The 26,757-nt window shown below is 72.9% G+C and carries 24 protein-coding genes; 14 read left to right on the top strand and 10 right to left on the bottom strand.

Translation table 11 applies throughout. The annotated features are described in order from the left end of the window. Positions 1-183: 183 nt before the first annotated feature. Entirely contained in the window at positions 184-1,143 is a 960-nt protein-coding gene (locus NNW99_RS18220) for a hypothetical protein (RefSeq protein WP_251057856.1), read from the bottom strand. Positions 1,144-1,233: 90 nt separating this feature from the next. Next, positions 1,234-1,674: a hypothetical protein gene (locus NNW99_RS18215; protein WP_215120202.1), complete on the bottom strand. Its 441-nt coding sequence runs from the start codon at positions 1,672-1,674 to the stop codon at positions 1,234-1,236. Between the two features lie 170 nt (positions 1,675-1,844). Here NNW99_RS18215 and NNW99_RS18210 point away from each other — a divergent pair, with 170 nt between their 5' ends. From NNW99_RS18210 to NNW99_RS18195, 4 genes are all read left to right on the top strand, one after another. Continuing rightward, positions 1,845-2,906: a hypothetical protein gene (locus tag NNW99_RS18210; RefSeq protein WP_215120201.1), complete on the top strand. Its 1,062-nt coding sequence runs from the start codon at positions 1,845-1,847 to the stop codon at positions 2,904-2,906. A 107-nt stretch (positions 2,907-3,013) separates the two neighbouring features. Then, the gene (locus tag NNW99_RS18205; RefSeq protein ID WP_251057855.1) at positions 3,014-3,367 is read left to right on the top strand and encodes a hypothetical protein; all 354 of its coding nucleotides are present in this window, start codon (positions 3,014-3,016) and stop codon (positions 3,365-3,367) included. A gap of 4 nt (positions 3,368-3,371) precedes the next feature. Next, positions 3,372-5,978 carry a substrate-binding domain-containing protein gene (locus NNW99_RS18200; RefSeq protein ID WP_215120199.1) on the top strand — a complete coding sequence of 869 codons (2,607 nt, stop codon included), beginning with the start codon at positions 3,372-3,374 and terminating at the stop codon, positions 5,976-5,978. Further along, the gene (locus tag NNW99_RS18195) at positions 5,978-7,393 is read left to right on the top strand and encodes an extracellular solute-binding protein (protein ID WP_215124337.1); all 1,416 of its coding nucleotides are present in this window, start codon (positions 5,978-5,980) and stop codon (positions 7,391-7,393) included. Before NNW99_RS18200 ends, NNW99_RS18195 begins: the two co-directional genes overlap by 1 nt. On the opposite strand, the gene NNW99_RS18190 is transcribed toward NNW99_RS18195, so the two are convergent. Next, a complete protein-coding gene (locus tag NNW99_RS18190) occupies positions 7,382-7,861 on the bottom strand; it encodes an ATP-binding protein (RefSeq protein ID WP_215120198.1) in 480 nt (159 codons plus the stop codon). The genes NNW99_RS18195 and NNW99_RS18190 overlap by 12 nt on opposite strands. An 84-nt stretch (positions 7,862-7,945) precedes the next feature. Here NNW99_RS18190 and NNW99_RS18185 point away from each other — a divergent pair, with 84 nt between their 5' ends. Genes NNW99_RS18185 through NNW99_RS18175 form a run of 3 tightly spaced genes read left to right on the top strand, consistent with a single transcriptional unit; the run spans position 7,946 to position 9,142 of the window. Continuing rightward, complete coding sequence (locus NNW99_RS18185; protein ID WP_215120197.1) at positions 7,946-8,794, top strand: helix-turn-helix transcriptional regulator; 849 nt, start codon at positions 7,946-7,948, stop codon at positions 8,792-8,794. Further along, entirely contained in the window at positions 8,754-8,948 is a 195-nt protein-coding gene (locus tag NNW99_RS18180) for a DUF397 domain-containing protein (RefSeq protein ID WP_215120196.1), read from the top strand. The genes NNW99_RS18185 and NNW99_RS18180 overlap by 41 nt, the downstream gene beginning before the upstream one ends. Further along, complete coding sequence (locus tag NNW99_RS18175; RefSeq protein WP_215120195.1) at positions 8,948-9,142, top strand: DUF397 domain-containing protein; 195 nt, start codon at positions 8,948-8,950, stop codon at positions 9,140-9,142. Before NNW99_RS18180 ends, NNW99_RS18175 begins: the two co-directional genes overlap by 1 nt. Here NNW99_RS18175 and NNW99_RS18170 read toward each other — a convergent pair. The 4 genes from NNW99_RS18170 to NNW99_RS18155 are packed head-to-tail and all read right to left on the bottom strand — an operon-like array spanning position 9,097 to position 15,780. Further along, positions 9,097-12,225 carry an SAV_2336 N-terminal domain-related protein gene (locus tag NNW99_RS18170; protein ID WP_215120194.1) on the bottom strand — a complete coding sequence of 1,043 codons (3,129 nt, stop codon included), beginning with the start codon at positions 12,223-12,225 and terminating at the stop codon, positions 9,097-9,099. The two genes, NNW99_RS18175 and NNW99_RS18170, sit on opposite strands and share 46 nt — an antisense overlap. Next, positions 12,226-13,176, bottom strand: a complete 951-nt coding sequence (locus NNW99_RS18165) for a MoxR family ATPase (protein WP_215120193.1) — start codon at positions 13,174-13,176, stop codon at positions 12,226-12,228. It abuts the gene before it with no gap. Then, a complete protein-coding gene (locus NNW99_RS18160; protein ID WP_215120192.1) occupies positions 13,173-15,332 on the bottom strand; it encodes a trypsin-like peptidase domain-containing protein in 2,160 nt (719 codons plus the stop codon). Before NNW99_RS18160 ends, NNW99_RS18165 begins: the two co-directional genes overlap by 4 nt. A gap of 10 nt (positions 15,333-15,342) precedes the next feature. Continuing rightward, a complete protein-coding gene (locus tag NNW99_RS18155) occupies positions 15,343-15,780 on the bottom strand; it encodes a CU044_2847 family protein (RefSeq protein ID WP_215120191.1) in 438 nt (145 codons plus the stop codon). A gap of 325 nt (positions 15,781-16,105) precedes the next feature. On the opposite strand from NNW99_RS18155, the gene NNW99_RS18150 reads away from it, so the two are divergent. The 4 genes from NNW99_RS18150 (at position 16,106) to NNW99_RS18135 (ending at position 20,145) form a co-directional block, all read left to right on the top strand. Beyond that, positions 16,106-17,449 (top strand): helix-turn-helix transcriptional regulator, encoded by a 1,344-nt coding sequence (locus tag NNW99_RS18150; RefSeq protein ID WP_215120190.1) that lies wholly within the window; start codon positions 16,106-16,108, stop codon positions 17,447-17,449. Between the two features lie 86 nt (positions 17,450-17,535). Then, a complete protein-coding gene (locus NNW99_RS18145; RefSeq protein WP_251057854.1) occupies positions 17,536-18,525 on the top strand; it encodes a permease in 990 nt (329 codons plus the stop codon). Continuing rightward, the gene (locus NNW99_RS18140) at positions 18,522-19,250 is read left to right on the top strand and encodes a TIGR03943 family protein (protein WP_215124336.1); all 729 of its coding nucleotides are present in this window, start codon (positions 18,522-18,524) and stop codon (positions 19,248-19,250) included. The genes NNW99_RS18145 and NNW99_RS18140 overlap by 4 nt, the downstream gene beginning before the upstream one ends. 115 nt (positions 19,251-19,365) lie before the next feature. Further along, positions 19,366-20,145 (top strand): GAF and ANTAR domain-containing protein, encoded by a 780-nt coding sequence (locus NNW99_RS18135; protein WP_215120188.1) that lies wholly within the window; start codon positions 19,366-19,368, stop codon positions 20,143-20,145. Positions 20,146-20,204: 59 nt separating this feature from the next. On the opposite strand, the gene NNW99_RS18130 is transcribed toward NNW99_RS18135, so the two are convergent. After that, positions 20,205-20,993 (bottom strand): hypothetical protein, encoded by a 789-nt coding sequence (locus tag NNW99_RS18130; RefSeq protein ID WP_215120187.1) that lies wholly within the window; start codon positions 20,991-20,993, stop codon positions 20,205-20,207. Between the two features lie 379 nt (positions 20,994-21,372). Next, positions 21,373-21,930, bottom strand: coding sequence for a pyridoxamine 5'-phosphate oxidase family protein (locus NNW99_RS18125; RefSeq protein WP_215120186.1), 558 nt, complete (start codon positions 21,928-21,930; stop codon positions 21,373-21,375). A 152-nt stretch (positions 21,931-22,082) separates the two neighbouring features. On the opposite strand from NNW99_RS18125, the gene NNW99_RS18120 reads away from it, so the two are divergent. Both NNW99_RS18120 and NNW99_RS18115 read left to right on the top strand, forming a co-directional pair. Further along, positions 22,083-23,039 (top strand): nucleoside hydrolase, encoded by a 957-nt coding sequence (locus NNW99_RS18120; RefSeq protein ID WP_215120185.1) that lies wholly within the window; start codon positions 22,083-22,085, stop codon positions 23,037-23,039. 79 nt (positions 23,040-23,118) lie between these two features. Further along, a complete protein-coding gene (locus tag NNW99_RS18115; RefSeq protein WP_215120184.1) occupies positions 23,119-23,616 on the top strand; it encodes a DUF2975 domain-containing protein in 498 nt (165 codons plus the stop codon). A gap of 95 nt (positions 23,617-23,711) precedes the next feature. Here the strand turns inward: NNW99_RS18115 and NNW99_RS18110 are convergent, their stop codons facing one another. Continuing rightward, a complete protein-coding gene (locus NNW99_RS18110) occupies positions 23,712-24,677 on the bottom strand; it encodes an LAETG motif-containing sortase-dependent surface protein (protein ID WP_215120183.1) in 966 nt (321 codons plus the stop codon). A 320-nt stretch (positions 24,678-24,997) separates the two neighbouring features. Here NNW99_RS18110 and NNW99_RS18105 point away from each other — a divergent pair, with 320 nt between their 5' ends. After that, positions 24,998-26,659: a glycoside hydrolase family 13 protein gene (locus NNW99_RS18105; RefSeq protein ID WP_251057853.1), complete on the top strand. Its 1,662-nt coding sequence runs from the start codon at positions 24,998-25,000 to the stop codon at positions 26,657-26,659. The last annotated feature ends 98 nt before the right edge of the window (positions 26,660-26,757 follow it).

Genomic DNA, 26,757 nt, shown 5'->3' with positions numbered 1-26,757 from the left:
CGGGCTCGCGTCGGCTCCGGAGGGGGATCTGCGGCGGGCGCTGCGGACGCTCGGCTGCGTCGCCGCGCGGCGAGGGGGCGGTCGGTGAGCCGGGGGGTGAGTGCTGCCGTGAGGCCGAGGGCGGGCAGTGGCCGGGACGCGGGTGCGGGGTGGTCGGGGGGTGTCGTGGGCCGGGCTCCGCCGTCAGGCTCGGGCTCGCGTCGGCTCCGGAGGGGGATCTGCGGCGGGCGCTGCGGACGCTCGGCTGCGTCGCCGCGCGGCGAGGCACCGGCCTGTGAGCCACGAGCCGAGCGCGACCGTCAGGCCGAGGGCGAGCAGCAGCCAGGACACGGTGCGCAGGGTGGTCGTCAGGGCGTCGTAGACCGCGCCCACGGCCGGGCGGTGGAGCGCGTCGGGCAGGTCGGCGAGGGTCAGGCGGCGGCCGATCGCGACGGCGAGGACCAGCAGAGCGCCGCCCAGGGCCGTGCCGAGGCCGAGGGCGGTGACCGCGCGGCGGCGGCAGGCGGCGACGGCGATCCCGGCGACGGCCAGCACGGCGGCGGTGAGCGGCAGCCAGAAGGCGGCGGTGTCCAGCACGTGGTATCCCCTGCGCAGTCGGTCCACGTCCCCGGCCGGGAGCACCGGGACCCGGGCGTGGGTGACCGGGATGCGGTGGGCGAACGACACGTGGTCGGCTTCGAGTTGGCGTTTGATCCGGGCGACGACCGGGGCGAGGTCGACGGTGACCGGGGCCGTCCGCTCCTCGTCGTCGCGCAGGGCGTGCAGCACGGCGGCGTGCACGGCCTGGTTCGCCGCGTCCCAGGCGGCGCGGAACGCCTCGGTGCGCGTGAAGGAGCGCGCCGCGTCGTGCACGAAGGGCCCGAGAGCGCCGTGCAGGGAGCCGGTGCCGAGGTCGTGCCCGGCCTCCCGCATGATGCCGTTCCCGACGGCGTCCGCGACCGCGAGCCGCACGTCCGGGTCGGCTGCGAGCGGCGCCATGGTGCGCACGTAGCGGCCGGTGTCGGTCAGCCCGTGCGCCGCCCAGGACGCGAGCGCCCCGAACGGCGTGAGCAGGCACGCGAGGGCCAGCAGAACGGCCGACAGGGCGTTCCGTGGTCGTGGGGGCGCCTTCTCGGGTACGGGCGCCCGGTCGCGCTCGGGCACCCTTCCAGGCAAGCCGCCCCGGGCCCGCCCCGCGCGCGGGGTGACTGCAATCGGCCGTACGGGCACACGCGCGGGACGGACCGGGCCCGGTCAGCCGATGCGGTGGCCCGTGGCGTCCTCGTGCGTGTAGTAGCGGTAGAACATGGTCAGCAGGACGCCCGCCCCGGCCGCCAGGCCCAGCCACATGGACCACAGCACGGACAGGTTGGACTGGCTGATGAGGAAGCCGGTCGCACTGCCCGTGAAGGCGAACCAGAGCGCCGCGTGCAGTTCGCGTCGCAGCTTCGGCCCGAGTTGCCACACGGCGGCGAACAGTACGGCGAACACGAGCGCGGTGACGAAGCCGAACAGCAGGTTCCAGCCCGTGATGGGCCCGCCGTAGCGCCGGTTGGCCGCGGCCCAGTAGCCGTAGACGAGCCCGAGGGCGATGGGCACCGCGATCTTCGCCATGGCGTGGGCGCGTGGGCTGAAGACATCGGGCGTGCGGTGGCGCAGGGCCACCTCGCGTGAGGCGGGTGCCGCATGAGCCATGAGAGTGCTCCTCTCTCCCTGCCCCTGCCTACCAGGGCACACCTGCGCGGGGCCGCTGGCAAGTCGGGGGCGAACCACCCGAAGGCGGACGTTTGCGGTCCTGACCGCCCCCTTTGCAGCCGCAGAGGTTACGGTGCTGCCGTACGTGATCGACCGGGGGAGGGGAAGAGATGCCCGGAACCGTGCTGCTGCTGGCGGCCTCGCCGCTCGGCAAGGGGCGCCTGGTGGACGCCGCCTCCGTGCTCCCCGTCCTCGCCGCCGTACCGCCCGCGGTGCTGTCCGGCACGGACACCGCGAACGTCGTCGAACTCGCCGACCCGCTGGAGCCGCAGGCCGTCCTCACCCGGCTGCGCGCCGCCGCCACGGCCCCCGGCCCGCTCACCGTCTACGTCACCGGACAGCTCCAGCTCGACCGCAAACAGCGCCTGCCGCATCTCGCGCTGGCCCGCACCACGGCCCCCACCGTGCGCTACACGGCCTTCCCCTGGCACTGGTTCCGGGAGGAGCTGCGCCTCAGACCCGCCGGGGCCACCACGCTCGTGCTCGACCTGCACGCGGACCCCGAGGCCTGGGAGCTGCTGCGGAGCACCCCCCTGGACTCGGGCCGGGGCACCGCCGTCCACGGGCGTATCGCACCACCGCCGTCCCGGCGCTCGGTGGCGGCACCGGCGTACATGAAGGCCGTGGCGACGATCCTGCGCAGCGGCTTCCGCCCGCCGCCGGAGCAGCTGCACCAGCAGGCGCTGGCCCGGATCGCGCAGGAGAGCGCCGGCCGGGACATCGTCATCAGCGCGCAGGGGCCGGTGTCCGGCGATCCGCACACCGCCATCACCGCCGCCGTCCAGTCCGGCCGCCACGGGGACGCGGACGCGCTCGCCGCCCGGCACGAGCAGGCCGCCGTGGCCGCGTACGGACCCGCCTCCGAAGAGGCCCTGCACTGGTCCGAGGTCCGGGCCGACCTGGCGATGTTCGCCGGGGACGCGGCCCGCAGCTGCCGCACCTGGCTGTCGGTGGCCACCGCCCGGCTGCACGCCGGGCAGGCGGTGGACGCGCCCGCCGTCGAGTCGGCCGTCGACCGGGCCCACCACCAGTGGGGACAGATAGCCGACTCCGCGCAGGCCCGTGACCTGGGGATCGCGCTCGCCGAGCTGCGGGGGCGGGTGCCCGGGCGGCGCGAAGGGGCGCTCGATCACGTCCAGCGTCAGCTCCGCCAGCTCCAGACCCAGGGCTGAGCACCCGTGCGCCGGGGGCGTGCGGCGTGAAGAGCGTGTGCGGGCTCTTGCGCGGTTTGCGTCAAAGGTCTGCCCCCGCGGCCTGACCCGGTGTCATGATGTCGCGTATGACAGAGGGGGACGAAGTGGCTGTCTTAGGCGTACGCGTCCGGCTGGGTGACGGCGCGACCGTGGACGATGTCAGAGCCTTGCGGGCATGGCTGGAGCGGGACGAGCCGCTGGAACGACTGCTGTCCGACGCGCAGTTGCGCATCGAGGAGCGGACCAGCACCGACGGGCCCAAGGGGCGGCTGGGACCCGACGTCGAGCTGGTCCTCCAACTGCTCGGTGACGTCGCGACGGTGGCGGCGCTGACCGACTACACCGCCCGCGCGGTGAAGACCTGGAAGAACAACCGCCGCAGGCTCCAGGGCGGCGAACCCGATTCGGAGATCCGCCCGCTGGGCTCCGACGGCGAGTAGCCCGGTGAGCCGCTTCGACCCGCGCGGCCGAGCGAACCGGGCGCTGCTCGTCGGCGTGTCCGAATACGACCACACGGCCCCCGACCCGCGGGGCGTGACCGGTCAGCTTCCCGCCGTGCGGCACAACCGGAAGACACTCGACGACGCCCTGCACCGGGGCGGGGTCTTCGGCGCGGGCGAGATCAGAGTGCTGGCCTCGCCGTCCCAGGAGGACTTCACCGCCGCGCTGCGCCATGCCGTGCGCGAGGCCGATGGCCTGCTGCTGCTCTACTTCGCCGGGCACGCCGTCGTGAACACGTCCGGCGGCGAGCTGCATCTGCAGATGCGCACCGCGCGGGTGGTCGCGGGCGAGCTGCCCGGGGCGGTGAGCTTCGCCCAGGTGCTGGGCGAGATCTGCGTCGCCGAGAGCCGCGCCGAGAAGGTGCTGGTGATCCTGGACTGCTGCTACGCGGGCCACGCCGCGGGGATCTGGCACCGTTTCGCCGACCCGGAGGGCAACAAGGAGAAGGTCCTCCTCCTGATGAGCGTCCAGCCCAACCGCTGCATCCTGGGCGGGGACGCCGACGTCGCGACGCCGTTCACCAGGGAGCTGGCCGAGGTGCTCGACGAGGGCGGGGAGGTGTGGCTCTCCGAGCTGTATCCCACGCTGAAGCAGCGGATGGACGAGGCGGGATACCGGGCGGAGGAGGACGACCCGCAGATACCGCAGGCACTGGCACCTCCCTGGGACCCGGACGCGGACGTCCTGCTGGCGGCGCGGCCGGTGCCTTCGCTCGCGCCTGAGGCTCCGCCGGTGCCGGTGCCTGACCCTGAGCCCGCGCCTCCGCCCGTGCCCGTCGGGGTTCCGGATCCGCCGCCGGTCCGCCCGCGCCGGTTGCGGCAGTTCACGCGGGCGGCGGCCGCCGCTGTCCGGGCCGTCGCCGAACGGCTCGGCCGGACCGCCCTGCTCACCGCCGTGCTGGCCCTGCTCGCCACCGGCGCCGGCGGCTACGGGATCTTCGCCGTCCTCGGCGACTCCGCGATCTGCGCGCCCTCCCTGGAGCTGCGCGTGCTGACCGACCCCGACCTGGAACCGGCGATGCAGGCCGCCGCGGACGCCTACTTCGTCTCGGGCGCGAACACCACGGACGACGGCTGCCGACGCGGCGGCGTCACCGTCTACAGCGCCGGTTCCGCCGCCGTGGTCAGCGCGCTGAGCGAGCGGACCGACGCCTGGCAGCAGCCGCGCGAGGACGACAACCCGCAGCGGGACATCGGCCCCCAGCCGGACGTGTGGATACCCGCGACCGGCGCCGACGTCGGCCGGGTCGCCGCCGCGCAGGAGGACCGGGTCTTCGCCCGACTGGAGCCGGACACCGAGCCGTTGGCCTACTCGCCGGTGGTGCTGGCCGTCCCGCGGGGCTTGGACCACACCCTCGGCAAGTCCACCGGGCGTTCGCTGTCGGAGCTCGTCGACGTCCTGGAGGGCGGGCCCGGCGCCGCCGAAGTGCACCGCCCCGACCCCGCCTTGACCGGCTCGGCGCTGCTGGCGACCGCGGGCCTGTACGGCGACGGGGACGACGCGCGCGGCGCCGAGCTGCGCATCACCCGGCCCGAGCGGCCCGAGCCCTCGGCCGTCAAGCTGCTGTGCAGCCTGCCCGACGACGACGCCGTGGACGACCGCGGCGCGGCCCTGGTCCCGGAGTTCCTGCTCAGAAGCGGGATCGGCTGCCGCCCGGCCACCCGCGTGCCGCGCACCGCCGCCTACCCCGACGACGTACCCGGACTGGAACCGACGTTCGTGCGGGTGCGCTGGGACCACGGCGACCTGGACGCCGACGCGCGCGACGAGGAGGCGGACCGCTTCCGCGCCTGGCTGACCGGTGCGGAGGGCCGGGAGGTGCTCGGCGAGCAGGGCTTCAGGTCCGCGAGCGGTGACCGCCCGCTGCTCGACACCGGGTCGGCGGTCCCCTCCGGCCTGACCGGCGGAGTCCGCCCGGCGGACTCCGCCGACGCGGCGGATCTGGACCGGGCACTGGAGGAGTACGGCGACGCGCACGGACCGGGCCGGGTCCTCTTCCTGCTCGACAGCTCCGGCTCGATGGCCGGTCTGTGGGACGGCCCCAGCGGCGGCCCCGGCATCCTGAAGCAGACCCTGCCCGGGCTCGGCGGGGAGGACGAGTACGGGGTGTGGGCCGTGCACGGCCTCACCGGCCGTACGCACACCGAGCTGGTGCCCTTCGGCACCCACTCCCGCAAGAAGGCTGAACAGGACCTCGACACCGGCAAGGTGCGGGACGCGGAGGCAGATCCGTCGGCCGCCCTGCTGGACGCCCTGGCGTTCATGCGGGAACGCGGCGCCGACGACGAGAGGCCGCGACTGATCGTGTATCTCACCGACGGCGAGGACGACACCCGCCTGACCGGCGACCGGCTGGAACAGGTGCTTGAGCGGGCCGGGTCCGCGGGCGTGCCCGTGGCGATGGTGACCCTGAACAGCGGCGCCTGCGACAGCGGGCGCCCCGCCACGCGCATCGCCGACGCCGGGCGGGGCCGCTGCCTGGACGCCCGGGACGACCTGGTCCCCGCCCTGCACGACGAGGTCGCCCGCATCGGAACGGGAGAGGAATGATGGCCCGCCGCCTGCCCGCCGCAGTGCTGTCCCTGCTGTCCACGCTGTCGCTGCTCGCCGTCGCCTCCTGCACCGGCGGCGGCGCCGGGGACGGCGGGGGACAGCAGCCGCAGGGCGCCGACGCCTCCACCCGGATCGTGGTGGCCAGCGGCCAGGACGTCACCGGCAAGAACGGCATACGCCAGCAGCTCATCGACGCCTGGAACGCCACGGAGGGCTCCCACGGCTACCGGGCCCGCCTCGTCGAACTGCCCGGCTCCGCCGACCAGCAGCGCAGCCAGCTCCTCGGCGCCCTCCAGTCGGGCAGCGCCGACTACGACGTGGTCAACCTCGACGTGACCTGGATCCCGGAGTTCGCCGAGTCCGGCATGATCCGCCCGCTGACGGACGCGGCCGTCAAGGCCCCCGAGGATCTCATCCCCTCCGTCAACAGCACGTCGTACTGGGACGGCAAGCGGTACGCGGTCCCCTTCAACAGCGACGCCGGCCTGCTGTACTACCGCAAGGACCATCTGCGGGACGCCAGTGCCTCCCGGACCGAGCTCAGCGACGGGGTCACCTGGCGCGAGCTGCGGGACCTGATCGACGCCGTCGCCCCCAGGGACGAGAAAGCGGGCTGGACCACCCAGCTCGCCCCGTACGAGGGCCGTACGGTCAACGCGATCGAGGCGTTCGCCTCGGCCGTACCGGACTTCGAGCTGACCGACCGCGACGGCACATACGTCGCGACCGAGCAGCAGCTCACGGCGGGCGTGGCCGAACTGCGTGAGCGCACGGCGAAGGCCTACACGCTCAAGGAGGCCTCCGAGTCCCGCGAGGCCGAGTCGCTGAGCGCCTTCGCGGAGGGCCGCACCACCTTCCTGCGGCACTGGCCGTACGTCTATCCCACCCTCTACGAGACCTTCAAGGGCAAGCTCGGTGTGACCCGGCTGCCCGGCAAGACCGTGCTCGGCGGCCAGAACCTCGCCGTCACCTCCTCCATGACCGGGCAGCGGGCCGCGAAGGCCGAGGAACTCATCGCGTTCCTGACCGACCCCGACAGCGAACGCTGCCTGCTGCGTGCCGGGTTCGCCGCGACCCGCACCTCCGCGTACCAGGAGTCCGCCCCCGACTGCCGCCACGCCCCCGCGTACGCGGAGACGCCCTGGGCGTCCCCCACCGGCGAGAGCACGGTCCGTACGCCCCCCGACCGCTTCTCCGACGGCACCAGCTACTCCCGCGACATCCTGTACCCGGCGCTCCGCGAGGCCGTCCGCCGCCCGGTGACGCCGCTGTACGGCGCGGTGAACCGCACCCTCATCACCGAACTCGACGCGCTGTACGACCCTCCGCGAGGCCCGGGGGAAGACCCGCCGAGTGACACGGAGATAGCGAAAAGCCTGGATGAGGCGCTGAGAGAATTCCTACCCGATTGACCCGTGTTCGTCCTGCGCCGCCTTCAGTTCACACTCGAACCAGACGGTCTTCCCGGGCCGGTCGGGCAGTGGATCCCACCCCCACCGGTCCGTGACCGCCTCGACGATCAGCACGCCGCGCCCGCCTTCCGCAAGTTCGGCGACTTCGTCCACAGCTGTGGACAACGGCGGGCGCGGGCAGGTGTCCGTCACCTCCACCCGCACCCCACGCCCGTCCGGCCGACGCGTCATCAGCACCGCGGCGCGCCGGTCGTCCGTGTGGCGTACGACGTTGGCGACGAGCTCGGTGAGCGCCAGACAGGCCGGGTCGCACAGCTCGCTCATCTCCCAGGCGACGAGATACACCCTGAGGATCCGGCGCAGATGCCGGGCGGAGTGCTCACCCAGCGTGAAGTCGGTGCCGTATCGGGAGCCCAGGAAGCCCGGGGAGCCAAGTCCTGGCCAGGGCTGGTGGGTTGCGTGATTCATGCCACCAGGGTGGAGTCGAGTGATTACGCTCGGCTACAGACCGAAATGAACGCCGTGCCGCGTTCAGACCTGGGGGTGACCTCCATGCCCAACATCCGCCGCCTCGACCCCACCGCCTCGCCGCTGGACTATTTCGGCTCCGAGCTCCGCCGCTACCGCGAGAGCGCGGGGCTGTCCCAGAAGGAACTGGGGGACTGCATCTTCTGCACGAATTCTCTCGTCGGCCAGATCGAAACGGCCCACAAGGTCCCGACCAGGGAGTTCGCGGAGCGTGCGGATGCGGCGCTGATGACGGACGGGAGCTTTTCGAGGCTCGTGGGGTTGGTGTTGCGCAGTCAGTTGCCTGCGTGGTTCCAACAGTTCGCGGAGTTGGAAGCGCGGGCGGAGTGCATCTCGACGTACCAGGCACAGATGATCTACGGACTTCTCCAGACGGAGGAGTACGCCCGTGCCGTGCTCGCGACAGGTATGCCGGACAAGCTCGATGAGTTGGTCGCCGCCCGCATGGAGCGCCAGCGCATCCTGGCTCGCGAAAAGCCGCCGATGGCCTGGGTGATCCTGGACGAGGCCGCCCTGCACCGGCCGATCGGCGGACGCGAGGTCATGCGTCGGCAACTCCAGCACCTGCTCAGCTTCGCCGACCGCCGTTGGGCGCGGATCCAGGTGCTGCCCTACGAGGCAGGGGAACACGCCAGCCTCATCGGGTCGTTCACCAGCCTGCGCTTCGACGACGACCCGGAGATCATCTACACCGAAGACCTCATCTCCGGCCACATGACGGCCAACCCTGACACTGTCAGGGAAGCCGCGTTCCGTTACGCTCACTTGCAGGCTGCAGCCCTCTCCGTAAAGGATTCGGCAGCACTGATCAACCGCGTGATGGAGGAGCGTTATGGGGATCAGCAAGGACCTGACCAACGCGCGGTGGCGTAAGTCGTCGTACAGCGGCAACACGGGCGGCGAGTGCATCGAGGTCGCTGCCCTCACCCTCGGCCTGGCCATGCGCGACTCCAAGAACCCCGAGGCCGGGATTCTCACCCTCTCTCCGGAGGCCTACTCCGCCTTCGTGACGTACGTCAGGGCCTGATGGAGCGCGACGCGCAGTGGCGTAGGTCGTCGTACAGCGGGAGCAGCGGCGGCGAATGCGTCGAGGTCGCCGACCTCGGGGTGCTCGGGGTCGGGGTGCGGGACTCCAAGAATCCCGGGGGCGGGGTCCTCACTGTTTCTTCGGAGGCCTACGTTGCCCTGAAGGACTGGGCGACGATGGCTGCCAAAGCGTAGTAGGCGTCCCGGAGTTCGTGGTCGAGTGCGCTGAGGTCGGCCTCTCCCGCGTTGGCCAGGTACGGGCTGTGGGGGATCGACACAATGGCCCGGCACAGCTGGCGAAGTTCGGTGGGCCGGTCGACGATGCCCGAGGGGTCGGGCGTCTGCCGCCTGTCGGGCATCCCCATCGACAGGACGATGATGCTCCGGGACAGCAGTTCCTTGTAGCCGAGTCCCAGCAGGCGGCTGAAGTACTCGTGCGCGCGCGGCATCGTCAGAGACCGCATGGACTCGGCCACGACGACCAGCTGATGCGCAGGGCCCAGGACGGCGTGCTTGTTCTCGTCGAGGTCCGGGGAGTGCGAGTCGGTGATCAGGATCTCGTACTCCTGCTGCAGCAGGTCGTAGACCCGCTGGACGTACGCCGGGTCCGGGGCGGGCAGGCCGATCAGGTCTGTCAGGACGTGCGCGCCCGCTCGCATCGTGGACAGGAAGGGTTCAAGCAGGCGGGTGTTCTGCTCAAGAAGGTCGGCGTTCTGGAATCGCCTGAGGGTCTGAGTGAGAGCCGTCATGCCCCGGCCCCGGTTCTCGTTCACCCGGAATCCGAGGGTGCCGACGCCGGGGTCGGCGTCCACCACGATGGTCCCGCCGTACCGCTCGGTGGCGAACACCGTGGCCAGCAGGGCGGCTGTGGTGCTCTTGCCGCTGGCTCCGGGCAGCCCGACGACGGCGATCCGGCGGCAGGTGCGGACCCGTGTGCGGATCAGTTCGGTCCTGGCCCGCGCGTCCATCGCGGCGACGAGCTTGCCGTCGTCCCCCTGCATGCCCAGCCGGGCGGCCAGGAGTTCCGCCAGTCGCCCCGCCGTCGGCCGGAATCCCCGGAGGGCGGAATGGCACGCTTCGATGAGTTCCCGGAGCTCACCGAGATCCTCGGGGGCGAAGGTGATCAGCCGCTCGAGAAGCGTCCCCAGCGCCGTGATGTCCCGGTCGATGCCGTGTTCCGAATCGTAGGAGGACCGGAACCAGTCCGTCAGGATCACGGTCCGGCCCAGGCACCGCACGGTTTCTTGGGTGAGGTCCCCGTGCGCCAGGCCCTCGCGGTGACTGGTGTCCACCGCCTCGCACAGGTTCCGGGCCAGTTCCAGGGCGGCATCCGGTTCGAGGTCTCCGCGCGCCAGGACCGTGGAGAGCGGCTCGGCCGGGATGCCGTCCGGTGAATGGGGAGGGGTCTCGGCGATCCAGGGCGGGTCGTCGTCGAGGCCGCTGGCGACCAGCCGGGGAGCGCACCCGCCGCCGATGCGCCGCAGAGCCAGTTCCTCGGCGCTCAGCCTCCTCACGAACTGCCCGTCTGCCGTGACGACGACGACCTCCGTACCGTCCGCGTCCCGCCCCAGGAACTTGCGGCACAGCCCGTCGTCGACTCCCCTGGCGTGCACCGTGTACGGCCCGATGCGCCACGGGTCGCCCGAGCGCAGCGGCCTCCAGACGCTCCCCATGCGCCGCTCCAGGCTGCCGACGCCGAAGCGGGCCGCCAGCCGGGGGCCGATGGCGGCGAAGGCCCGGGTCGAGGACGGGATGCGTTCGGTGCCCTCGGGATGGGCGAGCCAGGCCGGGAACTCGGGGGAGCGGCCCGCCAGGAGTTCCAGGCGGGCGCTCACGGTCCGCCCGGTCTCCACGACATCGGCCAGCGGCACGGCGTTGAGCAGGATGTTCCCGATGTCGCCGTCGAAGTCGAAGAGCTGGTGCTGCGGCGGCAGGGACTCGCCCGGCGGCCCGGGAAGCGGACGCAGCAGCCCGCCGAGGAACACCTCGGCGAGGTTCGCGGTGTCCGCCCAGGGGATGGCCGCCTGCACCAGCCGCATCACCGGAAGGGACAGCGGGGCGACACCGGCCAGGTGTGCCGCGAGCCGGTAGGCCTCCGGGGAGGCAGCCGCGTGGAAGCGCCGCAGCCGGGGCAGCCCCGTGTCCACGGGCCGGGCCCCCGACGACCCGGGAGCGGCCAGCAGGGGCAGCGTCGCGGACGAGGCCGGGGAAGCCACCAGCCGTACCCAGGCGGCGAGCGCTGCCGGCGCGGGCTCCAGCACCGGTACGGGGACCCCGCGGAAGGACACCATGTGCGGCGGCAGTACCGGGTCGGCCACGCCCCACTCGGTGTTGGCCGAGCCGCGCCGCTCGCTGGTCACCCGCCAGCGCTGGGAGCGCAGCCCCGAACCGCCCCACATGCGCGTCGGCAGCGCGTGCACCACGGCCGTCGGCCCACAACGCGCCCAGCCGTTCAGCGTGCTGTGCATACGCCCGTCGCGCCAGGCCCGGCCCACACCGTCGCTCACGAGCAGGACCAGGGTCCGGCCCGTGGGGTCGGCGATCAGGTCCGTCGGGATCCTGTTCGCCTCGGCCGAGAAGGGCCGTCCGCGCAGGTGGACTTCGTGGCCCCGGGTGTGCAGCCCGTAGGCGCGGATCATGCGGAACGCGCCCGCCCTGCGCAACAGGGCGTGCAGTTCGGTCGCGAGACGCTGCCACAGCAGCATGGACATGCCGTCGTCGACCACCAGGGCGAGGTCGAGCCAGCGCTCCGGAGCCGGCCGCAGCACCACATCGGGCAGCCCTGTCTCCGCCAGGGCGTGCACGGTGGCTTCCTCGTCGAAGTCGTAGCGCGAGGTGCTGGGGCGCGACTGCTTCAGGGGCCTGAGGACGCGTCCGATGAGCAGTTCGTCGACCAGTGCCTTGGCCTCGGGCACGCGCAGCGGCATCGCCCGCTTCTCATCGGCCTGGGGCATCGCGGCCGGCCTCGGCCTCTCCGGTTCGGGCACGGACGAGGCGGATTCCGGTTCCGGTCGCCGTTCCAGCCGTGGGGCGCCGTACAGTCCGGCCCTGCCTCCGGGGGACAGGTGAGGCCTGCGCCGGTCGGGAACGTCGAGGGTGGGGGGAGCGGCGACGCTGGGCGTGGCGTCCCGCTGGAGGGGCAGGGACTCGGGTGAGCCGGTCAGCTGCCGCGCCAGCCACAGGGTGTCGAGCAGTTCCTCCTGGGAGAGGGTGACCCCGCAGTCGGCGAGCAGGTCCAGTACGAGCCGGAGCCCGCACCCCGCACTGTCCTCGGGCATTCAGATGGTCCCGCCCAGCCGGTGCAGTACGGCGTCCAGGAGCCCGTCGGCGTCCAGGTCCACCCCGCCGGCGCGCAGGAACACCGCGTTGAGCAGCTGGTCCGTGGCGAGTCCGCCGCGCTGCTGGCGGCTCAGGAAGACCTGGAGCAGGTCCTCGACATCGGCTGCCGCGGTGTCGCCCAGGTGGGCCGAGACGATCTCCCGCAGGCGTCGGCTGTCGGGCGGCGGCAGTTCGAGCCGTACGCACCTGCGCAGGAACGCGGGCGGGAAGTCGCGTTCGCCGTTGCTGGTGATCACCACGACGGGGAACTCGTCGCACCTGACCCGCCCCCGGGTCACCGTGATCCGGGTGTCGGGGTCGGCGGACAGCACGTCGACGACGGACTGGTCCTCGGGGAGCCGGGCCAGTTCGGGGATCTCGTACTCGCCCTCCTCGAACACCGTCAGCAGGTCGTTGGGGAGGTCGACGTCGCCCTTGTCCAGTTCGTCGACGAGCAGGACACGCGGCTCTGTCCGGGGCACCAGCGCCGTGCCCAGGGGGCCGAGCCGGACGAAGGTGCCGATCGGCGGCTCCTCGCGTTCCCGGTCCCGGTTCAGGGCGGTCTCGCGCAGCCGGCCCACGGCGTCGTAGCGGTAGAGGGCCTCGCTCACGGTGGAGCGGCTGTTGACGGGCCAGTGCAGTACGTCCCCGAGTTGTAGTTCGTGCGCGATGGCCCGGGCCAGGGAGGACTTGCCGGTGCCGGGCTGGCCGGTGACGAGCAGGGGGCGGCGCAGGTGCAGGGCGGCGTTGACGACATCGGCGTCCTTGGCGGAGATGAGGTAAGGGGCCGCCCTCGTGCCGGAGCGCGGGCCGTCGCCGAAGCGGCGCCAGGGCGGAGCGGGCGGAAGACCGTCGATGCCCCGGGGTTCGCCGTCTCCCCGGAAGATCCGCCAGGGTGCGTCGGATGTCATGCGAGCTCCTCCGAGGGGTCGTCGAGGTAGAGGTCTTCGGGGGGAGGTCCGATGTCGTCGCACCAGGCCAGCACGGGCCGGCCGAGGTGGACGGCCGGTTCGTTGAAGGCGTCCCGGCGGTACTCGCGCACCACGTTCGGCAGCGCCGCCGGGGCGACGCGTGCGAGTCGGCTCACGGCCTGCGACCAGCCCTTCTCGCCCCGCCCGAACAGCACCACGGGCATGCCGGCCGCGAGGCAGTACTGAACGACCAGCTCGCGGAAGGCGGGCTCGACCTCGCCGATGACCGCCCCCACGGCGTTCATCTCGCCCGCCAGACGTCCGTAGACCTCGTCGAGACTGGTGACCGACGCGTCGATGCGCACCAGGACCCCTCGGTGCAGGCGCTTCTTCCGCTCCCGGAGGAACTCCGCGTCGCTGCCCTGCTCGACCAGCTCCGGACAGGTGAAGACCACGGGGAATTCCACGCCCAGGGCCCGATGGGTGTTGAGCGGGCCCGGAGCCTTCCACCAGTGCGGGTTCAGGTCCAGGTCGGCACGGTCCAGGAGCAGTTCCACGATGGGAAGGCTCCCGGTCCGCCACAGCACGGAGGCGGCGGTGAAGATCTTCCCGGCCGTCTCGGCGGTGTCGCGGGCCTGCCGCTCGTCGATGCGGACGCGCTGCCATGTGGTGGTCTCGCGGCGCCACATCCGCAGGGTGAAACGGCAGTTGTCCCCCTCGCCGTCGACCCTTCGCACGCGTACCAGCAGCCGCGGTGCGTTCTGTTGCCGCGCCCGCAGCCGGCGGGTCAGTTCCCTGGCGTGCGCCAGCCGCTCGTCGAGCGCGGCCTGGTGCCCCTGGGTCCGCCGGACGACCTTGGTGCTCCATCCGACCAGTGCGTCCGCGTGCGGGGCGGGTGCCACGGCTGCCACATGGAGGACGAGGCAGACCAGGGCGGGGAGCAGCGGGCTGTGGGACCGTTCGGTCGCGGGGGCGCGGCGGTTGCGCTCCAACTGGTCGAGCAGCGCCGCCAGCGGGGCCTCGACGGTGTCCGCGTCCAGCCAGTCGGCATCGGTCTGCAGGGGGTCGGGCAGGTCGATGTCGGGGAGGGCGTCGAGGACGAGCGCGGGGACCGTGGCGACGATGTGGTGGGGCAGGGACGCCAGCAGCGCGTCCAGGCGCCCGCGTTCGGCGTGGGTGAGCAGCGCGCACTGCGGGATCCGGGCGCCCACCTCCAGCAGTTCGGCGACGGCGCCGGGTTTCGCGGACAGCACCTGCGTGAGTTCTGCCAGGGCACGAGGATGGGTGAGCAGGACGCGCGCGAACTCCTCCACGGAGGGCGCGGATCGGTCACGCGGATGGCCCAGACCGCACTTCTTCGCCACCACGCGTCCGGACCTGGCCAGCTCCTTGGCGCTGTCCACCTTCCGGTTCAGGATGTCCGCTAGGTCGAAGGCCTCGCTGGAGGTGTCGGGTTCGTCCGTGTCGTGCGGGGTGTCGAGCAGGTGCGCGGCGCCCGCGGAGGCGAGTTCCTCGCGGACGCGCTGGGTGGGCAGGAACCAGCTGCGGCGGCGGACCTGATCGGGATGGTGGGCCCGTGCCTCGTCGCCCTTGACCTTCCCCACGACCATGCCGACGACGGCCCGGTCCTCGTCGCACCAGACCGGGCCGCCGCTGTAGCCGTGCTGGATGGTCGCTCCGGTGTCGCCGCCGTCCACGACGGCGTACGTGAACTCCGCTTCGACGGCCACCACCTTGCACCGGGCCAGGGAGAACTCGGCCGGCCCTGCCGGATGCCAGGCGCAGACGGGCAGCCCCTCACTGACCGGCCGCCACGGGGGCGGTACGAGGTTCGGCGGCACGCCGTCCGGCAGTTCGAGTACGGCCAGATCGCCCTTCCAGCGCAGCTCTGTCCGTTCACGGACGGGTATCCAGACCTTGACCCGGGCGTTCTGCCAGTGTCCGCCGACGCGCACGCGCAGGACGGTCTCCTTGCCGGGGTGGGCCGCGTCGTACTCGTTCTCCCGGCCCAGGGCCAGGTTGACGACATGCGCGGCGGTCAGGACACGGCTGCCGGGCAGCAGGACGCCGGCGCCGACGCACTTTCTGCCCCCGGAGGGCGGGAACACGGACACGGTCGCCGGGCGGGACGGGCCCGGCGGGGAGAACCACGGCAAAGGGGGCGCCCTAGACGACGGTGCCCTGGCCGGCCGCGGCCGTCACGACGGGATCGGGGACGGGCCGCCACGTCGCCGAGACCTTGAGGCTGCTCGCGCTGTTGACGCCCACGATGCCGAGCTTCAGGTCCTGCCCGAGCTGCAGGCCGAACTCGACGCTGAACTCCTGGGGCGGGGCGTCCACCGAGGTGACGGTGGCGTGGACCTCCCGCAGCAGCGGGCCGAGCGGGCTCAGCACACCGCGCACGGTCCCGCCGACGAGGACACGCGCGGCATCACGCAGTCGGCCGACCGGCTCCGAACCCTGGATGCCGTCCGGCAGTTCCTCGTGCTCCTCGTACTCCCCCTGGCCGGACTCCTGGCCTGCGGCCTGCGGTCCCCCGACCGGCGACAGCTCGAGACGTATCACCGTGCTGTCGTCCAGCAACAACTCCGCGTACTGAGTCATGGGTCACAGTGTGCCCACGCGGACGGGTCAAGATGCCGGTTTCGAAGAGCCTGACCGGTGTTCGAATTGCGCGGACGGCGGCTCCGCCGCTCTCGCCGGCCCCGCGTTCGCCGCGAGCAGCAGTGTCGCGACGGCGACGACGGCCGCGGTGAGACCTCTGGCGTATCGCTCGGCGGTGCGGGTGCGGCTCAGCACGGCGACCTCGCAAGGGGGCGGGGGCTTGGGCGGCGGCAGGGTGTTAAGCGTGTTCAACAATTCGGCTTAACACTCCGTTTAACCTAGGGGCTGTTCCGGGCGAACGGCAAGAGGGGCAGGGGGAGTTGGCGTGGGGGAGCGTGATGATCCGGGGACGATCGGACGCCGGGTGCAGCGGTTGCGTGTGGAACGCGGACTGACGCAGCGGCAATTGGCGGAACCTGTGTACACACCGGCCTATATCTCCACGCTGGAATCGGGCCGGGTGCGGCCCTCCGACGAGGCTCTGCGGCATCTCTCCGATCGGCTCGGTGTCGCCTTCGACGAGCTGGCCACCGGGCGTTCGGCGCGGCTGGTGACCGAGCTGCGGCTGAGGCTGACGGAGGCGCAGCGCACGCTCGCCGTCGGGGAGGCCGAGGCGGCGGCGGAGCAGTACGCCGAGCTGCTCGTCGAGGCCGAGACGCATGGGCTGGCCGCGGAACAGGCCGCCGCGCTGCTCGGGCTCGGCGAGTGCGCGGTGGAGACGGGCGAGCTGGTGGCGGGGCGGGAGTACTTCGAGCGGGCCGAGGCGTGTCTGGCCGGGGCGCCGCTGCCCGCCCGGGTCCCGGCCCTGCGCGGCCGGGCGGTGGCGCACTATCTCGCCGGTGAGTTGCGGTACGCCGTCTACCTGCTGGAATCCGCCCTCGACGAGCTGAACCGCGGCGGCCTGCACGACCCCGACGCGCTGCTGCTGCTCTACGCCAGCGTCATCGGGCCGTACATGGACATGGGCGCGCACGCCCGCGCCGCCCAGGCGGCCGAGTTCGCGCTCGCCCTCGCCCCGCAGTCCGGCGATCCGGCCCTGGTCGCCCGGATGCACCGGTCCGTCGCCCGCACCCTGGTCGCCGAGGGCCGTCTCGCCGAGGCCGACGCCTCGCTGGCGAAGGCCGCCGAGCTGTACCGCGGCCTGCAGATCCGCACCGAGCTCGCCAACTGCCACTGGATGCGCGGCTACGTGTACGCCCAGGACGGTCAACTGGAGCGCGCGGAAGCCGAGTTGAGGAAGGCCCTCGGCATGCTGACGGCCAAGCGCGCCGCCCTCTACAGCAGCCAGGTCGCCGTGGAACTGGCCGACGTACTCCACCGGCGCGACAAGTCCGACGAGGCCGCCGCCCTGCTGCACGGCGTCCTCGACGATCTCTCCCCCGAGCGCGGCGCCGTCCACTCCGCCGCCGCCCACCGCCTCCTCGGCATCATCGCCGAGGACGCCCGCCGCACCGAGGACGCCGAAGAGCACTACGTCCGCGCCCTGAGCCTCCTGGAACGAGCGGGCGCGGCCGGCGACCTGGCCGACCTGTGCCGACTCCTGGGCGACCTGCTGCGGCGGACCGGCCGGGTGGAGGCGGCCCTGGACGCCTATCGGACCGGTCTGGGACACCGTACGGCCCCCGGCACGACCACCCTCGGGCCGGCGCCCGCACAGCCTCCTCTGTGAGGAAACAGGGGCTTCGCACAGTCGTGCGGGTTAGCCTCCCTCCCGGGATGTGAGCGACGGGCGGGTGTGTGGAGAACCGACGGACGGTGGGCGACGGTATACGGGTGGGCCTGCGGGCGGTCGTGTACACCGTCCTCGGCGGGGCCGCGCTGATCGCCATCGTGACGGTGGGGTCGGTGCTCGGGCCGCTGCTCGCGCTCGATCTCTACACGCCGCCGGTCGCGGCCTGGTGGACGGTGTTCACCGCGATCGCCGTGCAGGGCGTGCCCTTCCTGCTGCTCGGCACGGTCGTGTCGGCGGCGATCGGCGCGTTCGTGCCCGAGCGGGTCTTCACCCGGCTCCTGCCCCGCCGTACGGCGCTCGCCGTGCCGGTCGCGGGTGCGGCGGGGGTCGTCCTGCCCGGGTGTGAGTGCGCGTCCGTGCCGGTGGCGGGCAGCCTGATGCGGCGGGGTGTCGCCCCGGCGGCCGCCCTCGCGTTCCTGTTGTCGGCGCCCGCGATCAATCCCGTCGTGCTCGTGGCGACCTCGATCGCCTTCCCGGGGCAGCCCGAGATGGTCCTCGGCAGGCTGGTCGCCTCGCTCGCCACGGCCGTGGTGATGGGCTGGTTGTGGGCGCGGTTCGGGAAGGAGGAGTGGCTTCGGCCGCCGAAGCGCGGTGGCGGCCCCGCCTCGGGTGGCGGGGTGCGTGCCTTCGTCTCCGGGTTGCAGCACGATTTCCTGCACGCCGGTGGTTTCCTGGTGGTCGGCGCCGCTGCCGCCGCGACCTTCAACATCGTCGTGCCGAGGTCGCTGCTGGAGGTCTTCACGGGGTCGGTCTGGCTGTCCGTGCTGCTGCTCGCCGTGCTCGCGGTCGTGCTGTGCGTGTGCAGTGAGGCCGACGCCTTCGTGGCGGCCTCGCTGAGCGGCTTCTCGCCCACCGCGCGGCTGGCGTTCATGGTGGTCGGGCCGATGGTCGACCTGAAGCTGATCGCCCTCCAGACGGGCACCTTCGGCCGGGCCTTCGCGCTGCGGTTCTCCTCCGTGACCTGGCTGGTGGCCGTGGCGAGCAGCGTCCTGGTGGGGTGGTGGCTGCTGTGAGGCGCTACGGACCTGCCGTCCTGCTCGCCCTCGTCGGCGCGGCGATCCTGCGGGTGTCCCTCTTCAGCGAGCTGTACCTGCGGTATGTCCAGGCGGGGTTGCGGCCCTACCTGGTGGTGTCGGGGGTGGGGCTGGTGCTGCTGGGTGGGGTGGTGGGGGTGATGGTGCTGCGGGCCTCGGGGGAGCGTGACGGGCACGAGGAGGAGGGCGACGGGCACAGTCACGGACCCGCCGGGCCCCGTGTCGCCTGGCTGCTCGCTCTTCCCGCCCTGGCCCTGCTGCTGTTCCCGCCGCCCGCCCTCGGCTCCTACAGCGCGGAGCGCGAGGCGGCCCAGCGGTCGGCCCAGGGCGTCGGCAGCTTCCCCGCTCTGCCGTCCGGGAACCCCCTCGACCTCACCCTCGGAGAGTTCGGCTCCCGGGCGGTCTACGACAGCAGCCGCTCGCTGAAGGGACGTACGCTCCGGCTCACCGGCTTCGTCACCCGCGACGGCGACGGCACCTGGTACGTCACCCGGCTCCTCGTCTCCTGCTGCGCCGCCGACGCCACGACCGCCAAGGCCGAGGTGCGCGGCGCCGCCGCCCCGCCCGTCGACGCCTGGGTCACGGTCACCGGCACCTGGCACCCCCAGGGCCAGCCGGGCTCGGACTCCGCCTGGCCGCCGGTCCTCGACGTCACCTCCGTACGACGGGTGCCGCAGCCGGACAACCCGTACGAGAAGCGCTGAGCGGGGAGTTTCGCCCCATCTGTGACGGGTAGTCGGGGCACGATTCCGGGAGTCCGGCGGAGCACGCGGAGGTCGGCCGCCAGGCGACCGGGGTGTTGCGAGGGAGGCGGTTGTCGTGCGGTCCAGGGACGACCCCGGCGGCGAACCCGACGGTGAACCCGGCGGCGGCCCCCGCGGTGACCTGGACCCGGAGGGGATCCGGGCCGCCGATGTGATCGCCAAGGGCGTGCGGGGTGCCCGGCCCGGTGAGGTCCCCGGGCGGCTGTGCGAGGTCGCGGTCGAGCTGCTGCCGGTGGCCGGTGCGAGCGTGTCGCTGCGCAGCGACGGCATGCCCGTACAGCTCAGCGCCAGCAACGCGCGGGCCGCGCACCTGGCGCAGCTCCAGGCGACGCTGGGCGACGGCCCCTGCCAGAGCGCCGTGGAGGCCGGCGCGCCCGTGCTCGCCTGCGATCTGGCGGCGGGCCGCGACGCCGGACGCTGGCCGGTCTTCGCCCAGGAGGCGACGGCGGCCGGGGTGCGCGCGGTTTACGCGGTGCCGCTGGGCAGCGACGCGGCGTACGTCGGCACCCTCGACCTGTACCGCGACAGCCCGGGCGGACTCACCGCACGGGAGCTGCATGTGGCCCGGCTCGTGGCCGGTGTCATGACGGTGGCCCTGACGGCCCTGGCGCGCGGGGACGAGTCCGAGGCGCGGGACGGGCAGGGCTGGCTGAACGGGCTGGCCGCGGACCACGACGAGGTCTACCAGGCCGTCGGCATGATCATGGCGCAGCTCGGTGTCGGCGCGGACGACGCGCTCGCCCGGCTGCGGGCGGACGCCTTCGCACGCGGGTGCACGGCCCTGGACGTGGCCCACGATGTCCTCGCCCATCGCACGCGCTTCGAACGGGACTGACGGGACTGACGGGACTGACGGGACTGACGGGACCAGGGGCAGGGGACGACGGGCCGTGGTCAGATCTGCGCCCGGCCCTGTTTCCTGAGATCGGCCAGGCGCTGCGCCCCGAGCCGCACGGTCTGCTGCGTGACCTCCGCGTGCACCTCGTCGAGCCCGGCGTTGGTGACGGTGATGGCCTCCTCGCCGACCCGCGCGGCGGCGAGGTCCATGGTGAGGTACGTCAGCTCCCCCTCCTCCGTCTCGCCGGCCAGCGTCACCCGCAGGGCCTGGCGGGCGTTGCCCACCGGAGGCAGCGGCATCCGGGTGACCTCCACGGTCTGGACGCCGCCGCGTGTGGTCGCGGCCATGAACTGCCCGCACTTGCCCGGCAGCGACTTCATCCAGGCGAGGGCGCGGTCGACGTCCGCCGGGCGGTGGGCGGCGACCTGGTAGCGCAACTGGGCGTCGGTGTCGGCGTCGTCGAGCGCGGACACCGCGTGCGGGCCCTTCGGGGGGCCGAAGAGGTCCTCGGCGTAGAGGGCGTCGAGCAGCCGCTGGCAGTCCGGCTTCTCCGTGGTCGCCTTGAGCAGCCCGTCCCGCCAGGTCCTGGCGCCCCGGGTCGGCCCCCACGGCTCGCCGAGATCGGCCTCGGTGATCAGCGCGGCCTGGGCCTGGGCCTCGGTGAGCGCGGCCCCCGAGCCGGCGGGCAGCTCTCCGGCGGGCGACACGGCGGTGGCGGGGGCGGAGGCGTTGAACCACCGGGGCCGCGGCTCGTTGTCGAGGGAACACGAGGTCGTCGCCAGCAGTCCGGTCAAGGACAGCGCGGAGGCGAGGAGGACACGGGCGGTGGCCGGAGAGTGCGTCATCGGGGGTTGCCTCCTGCGCGGGGCTCATGGAGGCGCCTTCTGGCGGGCGGGCTCTCCTGGATCGGGTCCGCGATCGGTTCTGTGATCGTGATCGTGATCGGGTTCGTGATCGCGTCCGTGCTCATACGGCACCACCGCGACGGGCGGCACACCAGTGCGACGGGCTGTTCGGGTGAGGACAGATCGGGGCCGAGGGGCGCCGGCGCGGAAATTCCGTCGCCCCGGTGCCGATCCCCACGCCTGCGCGACGGCCACCGGCCCCCCGCCCTCCCCGCCGTCGACCTGCTGCGACGGATCGCCGAGCGGGTGGCGTCCCGGGGCACCGGCCTGTGGGACGAGTCGGATGGGTCGGGCGAGTCGGGTGAGTCGTAGGGCGGGTTCAGAACGACCAACGCGTATGGGAGTAGACCCCGTTGTCCCGGCCGAAACCGTACGCCGTGTCCGGGGACACCGCGTATACGACGTCCTCGCCGCTGCGGAACGCGGCGTCGATGCCGTGGAAGGTGCCCTCGGGGGAGGTGATGTGGGGGCCGTACTGTTCCTCGAAGGCCGTGATGACCTCCTCCAGCAGCGCCGGGTCGGTGACCGGTCGGGCCTTGCCCTCGACGACGAGGTCGAAGCCCTCGGTGAGGGAGTTGGCCCCGGTGGTCAGCGCGCAGTGGGCGTCCTGGGCGAGGTTCCTGGCCTTCTGTTCCTGACGGCCGGTGGAGAAGTAGAGCACCCCGTCGTGCCAGGCGGCGATGACGGGGGTGACGTGCAGCCTGCCGTCGGGCCGGACCGTGGACACCCAGAAGATCTCGGCGGCCCCCAGCCGCCGCTGCGCCTCGTCCCACCCGGTCGCGGTGACGCCCGAGGCGCCGGGGCGGGGGTTGAGGGCGGAGCTGTAGCGGGGGTCGAGCTCGGTGGTGGGCTGCTGCGCGGGACCTGGTGCCGGCATGGCGTCTGTCTCCCTCGTCCTCTGCTGTCGTACTCCCGGTGGTCTCCCTACGTCCTTCCCGTGTGTGCCCCGGCGTCGGTTCGCCCGTTCGAGGGGCGCGTAGGGTCGCTCGTACGGAGCCCAGACCGGGACCAGTGGAAGGAGCCCTCGCCGTGACGGACGGTCAGCCCATCCCGGTGATCATCGACTGTGACACCGGCGTCGACGACGCCCTCGCCCTGCTGTTCGCCGTACGGCACCCGGCGCTCGACGTGCGCGCGATCACCTGCGTGGCCGGGAACACCGACGTCGACGGCGTCGTCCGCAACACGCTGACCGTGCTGGAGGTGGCCGGTGCCGGGGACATCCCCGTGGCCCGGGGCGCCGAGCGGCCCCTGATCGAGCCCGTGCGGACGGCGCGGCATGTGCACGGGGAGGACGGCATGGGCGACCTGGGGCTGCCCGCGCCGACCCGGGTGCCGGTCGACGTGGACGCGGTGACGCTGCTGCGCCGCGAGATCCTCGCCTCGCCGAGGCCGGTCACGCTCATCCCCACCGCGCCCCTGACGAACATCGCGCTGCTGCTGCGGACGCACCCCGAGGTGACCCGCAACATCGAGCGGATCGTGTTCATGGGCGGCGCGGTGGCGACCGGGAACGCCACGCCGGTCGCGGAGTTCAACGTGTGGCACGACCCGGAGGCGGCCGCGGTGCTGCTCACCGCGGGGGTGCCGATCACGATGTACGGCCTGGACGTGTTCAAGCGGGTGCTGGTGCCGGCGGGGGAGGTGCAGCGGCTGCGGTCGAGCGCGGAACCGACGCTGCGGCTGGCCGGTGAGCTGCTCGCCCACCGCGACCCTGCGACCTCCGGCGATCCCACGCCGATGGGCGGGCTCGGCGACGCGGGCGCGATCTGCGCGGTCGTCGACCCGAAGGGCATCACCACCGAGGCCCTGCCGGTCGAGGTCGTCCTCGCCCCCGGGCCCGCGCGCGGCCAGACGATCGTCGACCGCCGCCCGCGCCCCGGGGAGTCCGAGATCCACGAGGGCACGCGCGAACAGCCCCTGGTGGACGTGGCGTTGGATGTGGACGTGGAGCGGTACGTCCATCTGTATCTGGAGACGTTGTAGGGCGGGAAGCGGCGGGAAGCGGCGGGAAGCGCCGGACCGATCGATTGACTTTCGATCGGTATCGATCGAGAATCGATATATGAATGGCTTCCTCATCGCCGCACTCCGGGCCGGTATCGCCTTCGCCGTCCTGGTCGGGCTCTTCGGGCAGTTCGTGGTCATACCGACGACGGCGGCCGACGAGGTCGACCGGTTCCCGCCCTACGCGCCGTTCGCCGCGCCCTACTCGGCCGTGGCGATCGTGGGGGTCGTCTGTGTGCAGGTCGCGCTCGTCGCCGTGTGGATGCTGCTGACGATGGTGCAACGGGACGCGATCTTCACGCCCCGGGCCTTCCGGTGGGTCGACGTCATCATCGGCGCCTCGGTCGTCGCGACCGCCCTGGCCCTCGGTGTCGCCGGGCATCTGACCGTCGCCGAGATCCCCTCCCCCGGTGACGGCATGGATGTCGAGAGCGCCCTGGTCGCGGCGACGGCGGGGGTCGCCGTGGGGGCGGCGTTCGCGATGCTGATGGTGGTGATGCGGAGTCTGCTGCGCAAGGCGACGAGTCTGCAGAGCGAGATGGCCGAGGTCGTCTGACGACGGACCCCGCCCTGCCGCGGTGTTGGAGGGGGTGGCGGCAGGGCGGGGAGCAGGGGGCGGCCTGGATCAGCGCTTCACGGGCGGGGCCTGGGTCAGGCGCCGGTGGCGTTGCGCTTGGCCGTGCGGCGGCGGGTGACGATCATCATGGCCGCGCCGCCCGCCAGCAGGGCCGCCGCGCCGAAGGCGATCGGGCCGGTGCTGCTGTTCGCGCCGGTCTCGGCGAGGTCGCCGCCACCGCCGTTCGGCTTCGGGGCGGTCGGCGTCGACTCGGAGGCGGACGGGGTGGGCGTGTCCGTGTCGGAGGACGGCGGGGTCGAGGGCTCCGAGGGCTCCGAGGGCTCCGAGGGTTCGGACGGGGAGGCCGGGGGCGTCGACTGCTCGGCCGGCGGCTCCGAGGGGCTGGCCGGCGGGCTGGAGGGGGGCGGGGTCTGGGACGGCGGGGGCGTCTTCGTGCAGTCCTCGGTGCCGCCGTTCCAGGCCGCGATCAGCTTGTCCTTGATGACCGGGCGGTCCGGGCCCTTGGGCAGCTCGCCGTGCTCGAAGCCGTCCTTCGCGTCCAGCTTGCCGTCGAACTTCACCGCGCCCCGGTAGAGGTCGATCTGCCCGAAGCAGCCCTTGTCCGGGATGGCGATGTCCAGCGAGTCGGTGGAGCCCGGCAGAGCCGTCACCGTGTCGAAGTCGACGAAGACCTGCTCGCCCGAGGTCCCGAAGGTCGGGCCGTGGGCGAGGTAGGAGGCGAGGGAGGCCGTGCAGGTGGCCGCGTCACCGGCGGCGCGGACCTTGATGTGGACCTTGCCGTCCTCGGTCGGCTTCAGGTTCTGGTCGTCGACCTTCACCGAGTCGTGGAAGTTCGTGCCGTCGAGCGAGAACTGGCAGCGGTCGGTGCCGGTCTCCGTCCCCGCGCCCGTCCCGGGCTGGTAGCTGCCGCCGGACGACCAGCCGTCGCCGCCGGGCGTACCGTGCGCGAAGGCGGTGGTGGCGGAGGCGGCGCAGAGGGCGAGGGCCGCGGCGCCCGTCCCCAGCAGGCGTCGCGCGGTGACACGTCTCGCTATGGACATGCGATCCCATTTCTTGGCGTAAGCCGGAACCCGGGTGACGGCAGCAGGGCAGCGCGCGGCGGCCGGCCGTACCGGGGTGGGTGGTCTGAGAAACACTGGGCTCATTGGTCACATGCGCCACAGTGCGACCTCATCGTGGCGGTGGCGCAGCACGCTGTCAACCTGCGGCTATGCAAAGGAAGTTACTCCTCCATCACACTTCCATCACAGCGGGAACGGGTCCCTCCGGCCGCCCGGGCCATTCCTTCCCGATGGTTCGTTTTTCCGGCATTCTGGACAGATTCAATGCTGTCGCCCGTATGCCCCGCGAAGGAGACCGCGTGACCGAGCGCTCCACTCTCGACCTGTCGTCCCGGGACCCCGACTGGTGGCGGCAGGCCGTCGTCTACCAGGTCTATCCCCGCAGCTTCGCCGACGCCGACGGTGACGGACTCGGTGATCTGCGTGGCATCACCCGCCGCCTCGGTCACCTCGCCGCCCTGGGCGTGGACGCCCTGTGGCTGAGCCCCTTCTACCCGTCCGAGCTCGCCGACGGCGGCTACGACGTCGCCGACCCCCGGGACGTCGACCCGCGCCTGGGCACCCTCGACGACTTCGACGCCCTGGTCGCCGAGGCCCACCGCCTCGGTCTGAAGGTCATCGTCGACATCGTGCCCAACCACTCCTCGCACCGGCACGTCTGGTTCCAGGAGGCCCTCGCCGCCGGGCCCGGCTCGGCGGCCCGCGACCGCTACGTCTTCCGCGACGGCCGCGGCGAGCACGGCGAACTCCCGCCCACCGACTGGCAGTCCGTCTTCGGCGGCAGCGCCTGGAAGCGCGTCCCCGACGGGCAGTGGTACCTGCACCTCTTCGCCCCCGAGCAGCCCGACCTCCACTGGGAGAACCAGGAGGTCCGCGCCGACTACCGCACCACCCTGCGCTTCTGGTCCGACCGCGGGGTCGACGGTTTCCGCGTCGACGTCGCCCACGCCCTGGTCAAGGACCTGAGCGAACCGCTGCGCGACCTCGGCGCGCACGCCTCGGGCGGCGAGGAGGCGCTCGCCGGTCTGCCGCCGGGCACGCACCCCCTCTACGACCGGGACGACGTGCACGAGATCTACCGCGACTGGCGCAAGATCCTCGACGCGTACCGTCCGCCGCGCATGGCCGTCGCCGAGGCCTGGGTGCCGGGGGCCCGGCGTGCGCTGTACGCCCGTCCGGACGAGCTGGGACAGGCCTTCAACTTCGAGTATCTGGAGGCCGGCTGGGACGCCGAGGAGCTGCGGCAGGTCATCACCGAGTCGCTCGGCACCGCCCGGGCCGCCGGGGCCTCGGCCACCTGGGTGCTCTCCAACCACGACGTCGTACGCCATGCCTCGCGGCTGATGCTGCCGCCCGGCACCGACCTCAACGCCTGGCTCCTGTCCGGCGGTCACGCCCCGGCCGTCGACGAGGCGGCCGGTCTGCGGCGGGCCCGGGCGGCCACGCTGCTGATGCTGGCGCTGCCCGGCTCGGCCTACCTCTACCAGGGCGAGGAACTCGGGCTGCCCGAGGTCGCCGACCTGCCCACCGAGGTGCTTCAGGACCCGATCTGGGAGCAGACGGGCCATGTCCGCAAGGGGCGGGACGGCTGCCGGGTGCCGTTGCCGTGGACGGCGGCCGGACCGTCGTACGGCTTCGGGGCGGGCGGTGCGTGGCTGCCGCAGCCGGGCCGCTTCGCCGCGTATGCCGTCTCGGTCCAGGACGGGGTGGAGGGGTCCACCCTGGAGCTGTACCGCAGGGCCCTCAGGTTGCGTCGCAAGCTCCTTGCCGGGGAGGAGCTGGCGTGGGCGGTTGATGCGCCGGAGGGGGTGCTGCGGTTCGACCGGAGTGAGGGGTGGCGGTGCGTGACGAATCTGTCCGGGGCGGCTGTGGCGCTGCCGGCGGGTGAGGTGCTGTTGAGCAGTGCGCCGCTGGAGGACGGGTGGGTCGGGCCGGACACGACGGTGTGGCTCGGACGCTGAGCGCTCCGCTGGGTGGGGCGGTGGGGTTGTGCCTTGTGTGCGGCGGTGTGGTGGCTGGGCGCGCAGTTCCCCGCGCCCCTTGGGGGTGGGGGCTGTTG

It is taken from the genome of Streptomyces sp. CRCS-T-1 (genome assembly GCF_024442335.1).
Taxonomy (GTDB): domain Bacteria; phylum Actinomycetota; class Actinomycetes; order Streptomycetales; family Streptomycetaceae; genus Streptomyces; species Streptomyces koelreuteriae.
This window is presented reverse-complemented; position numbering and strand designations above follow the sequence as displayed.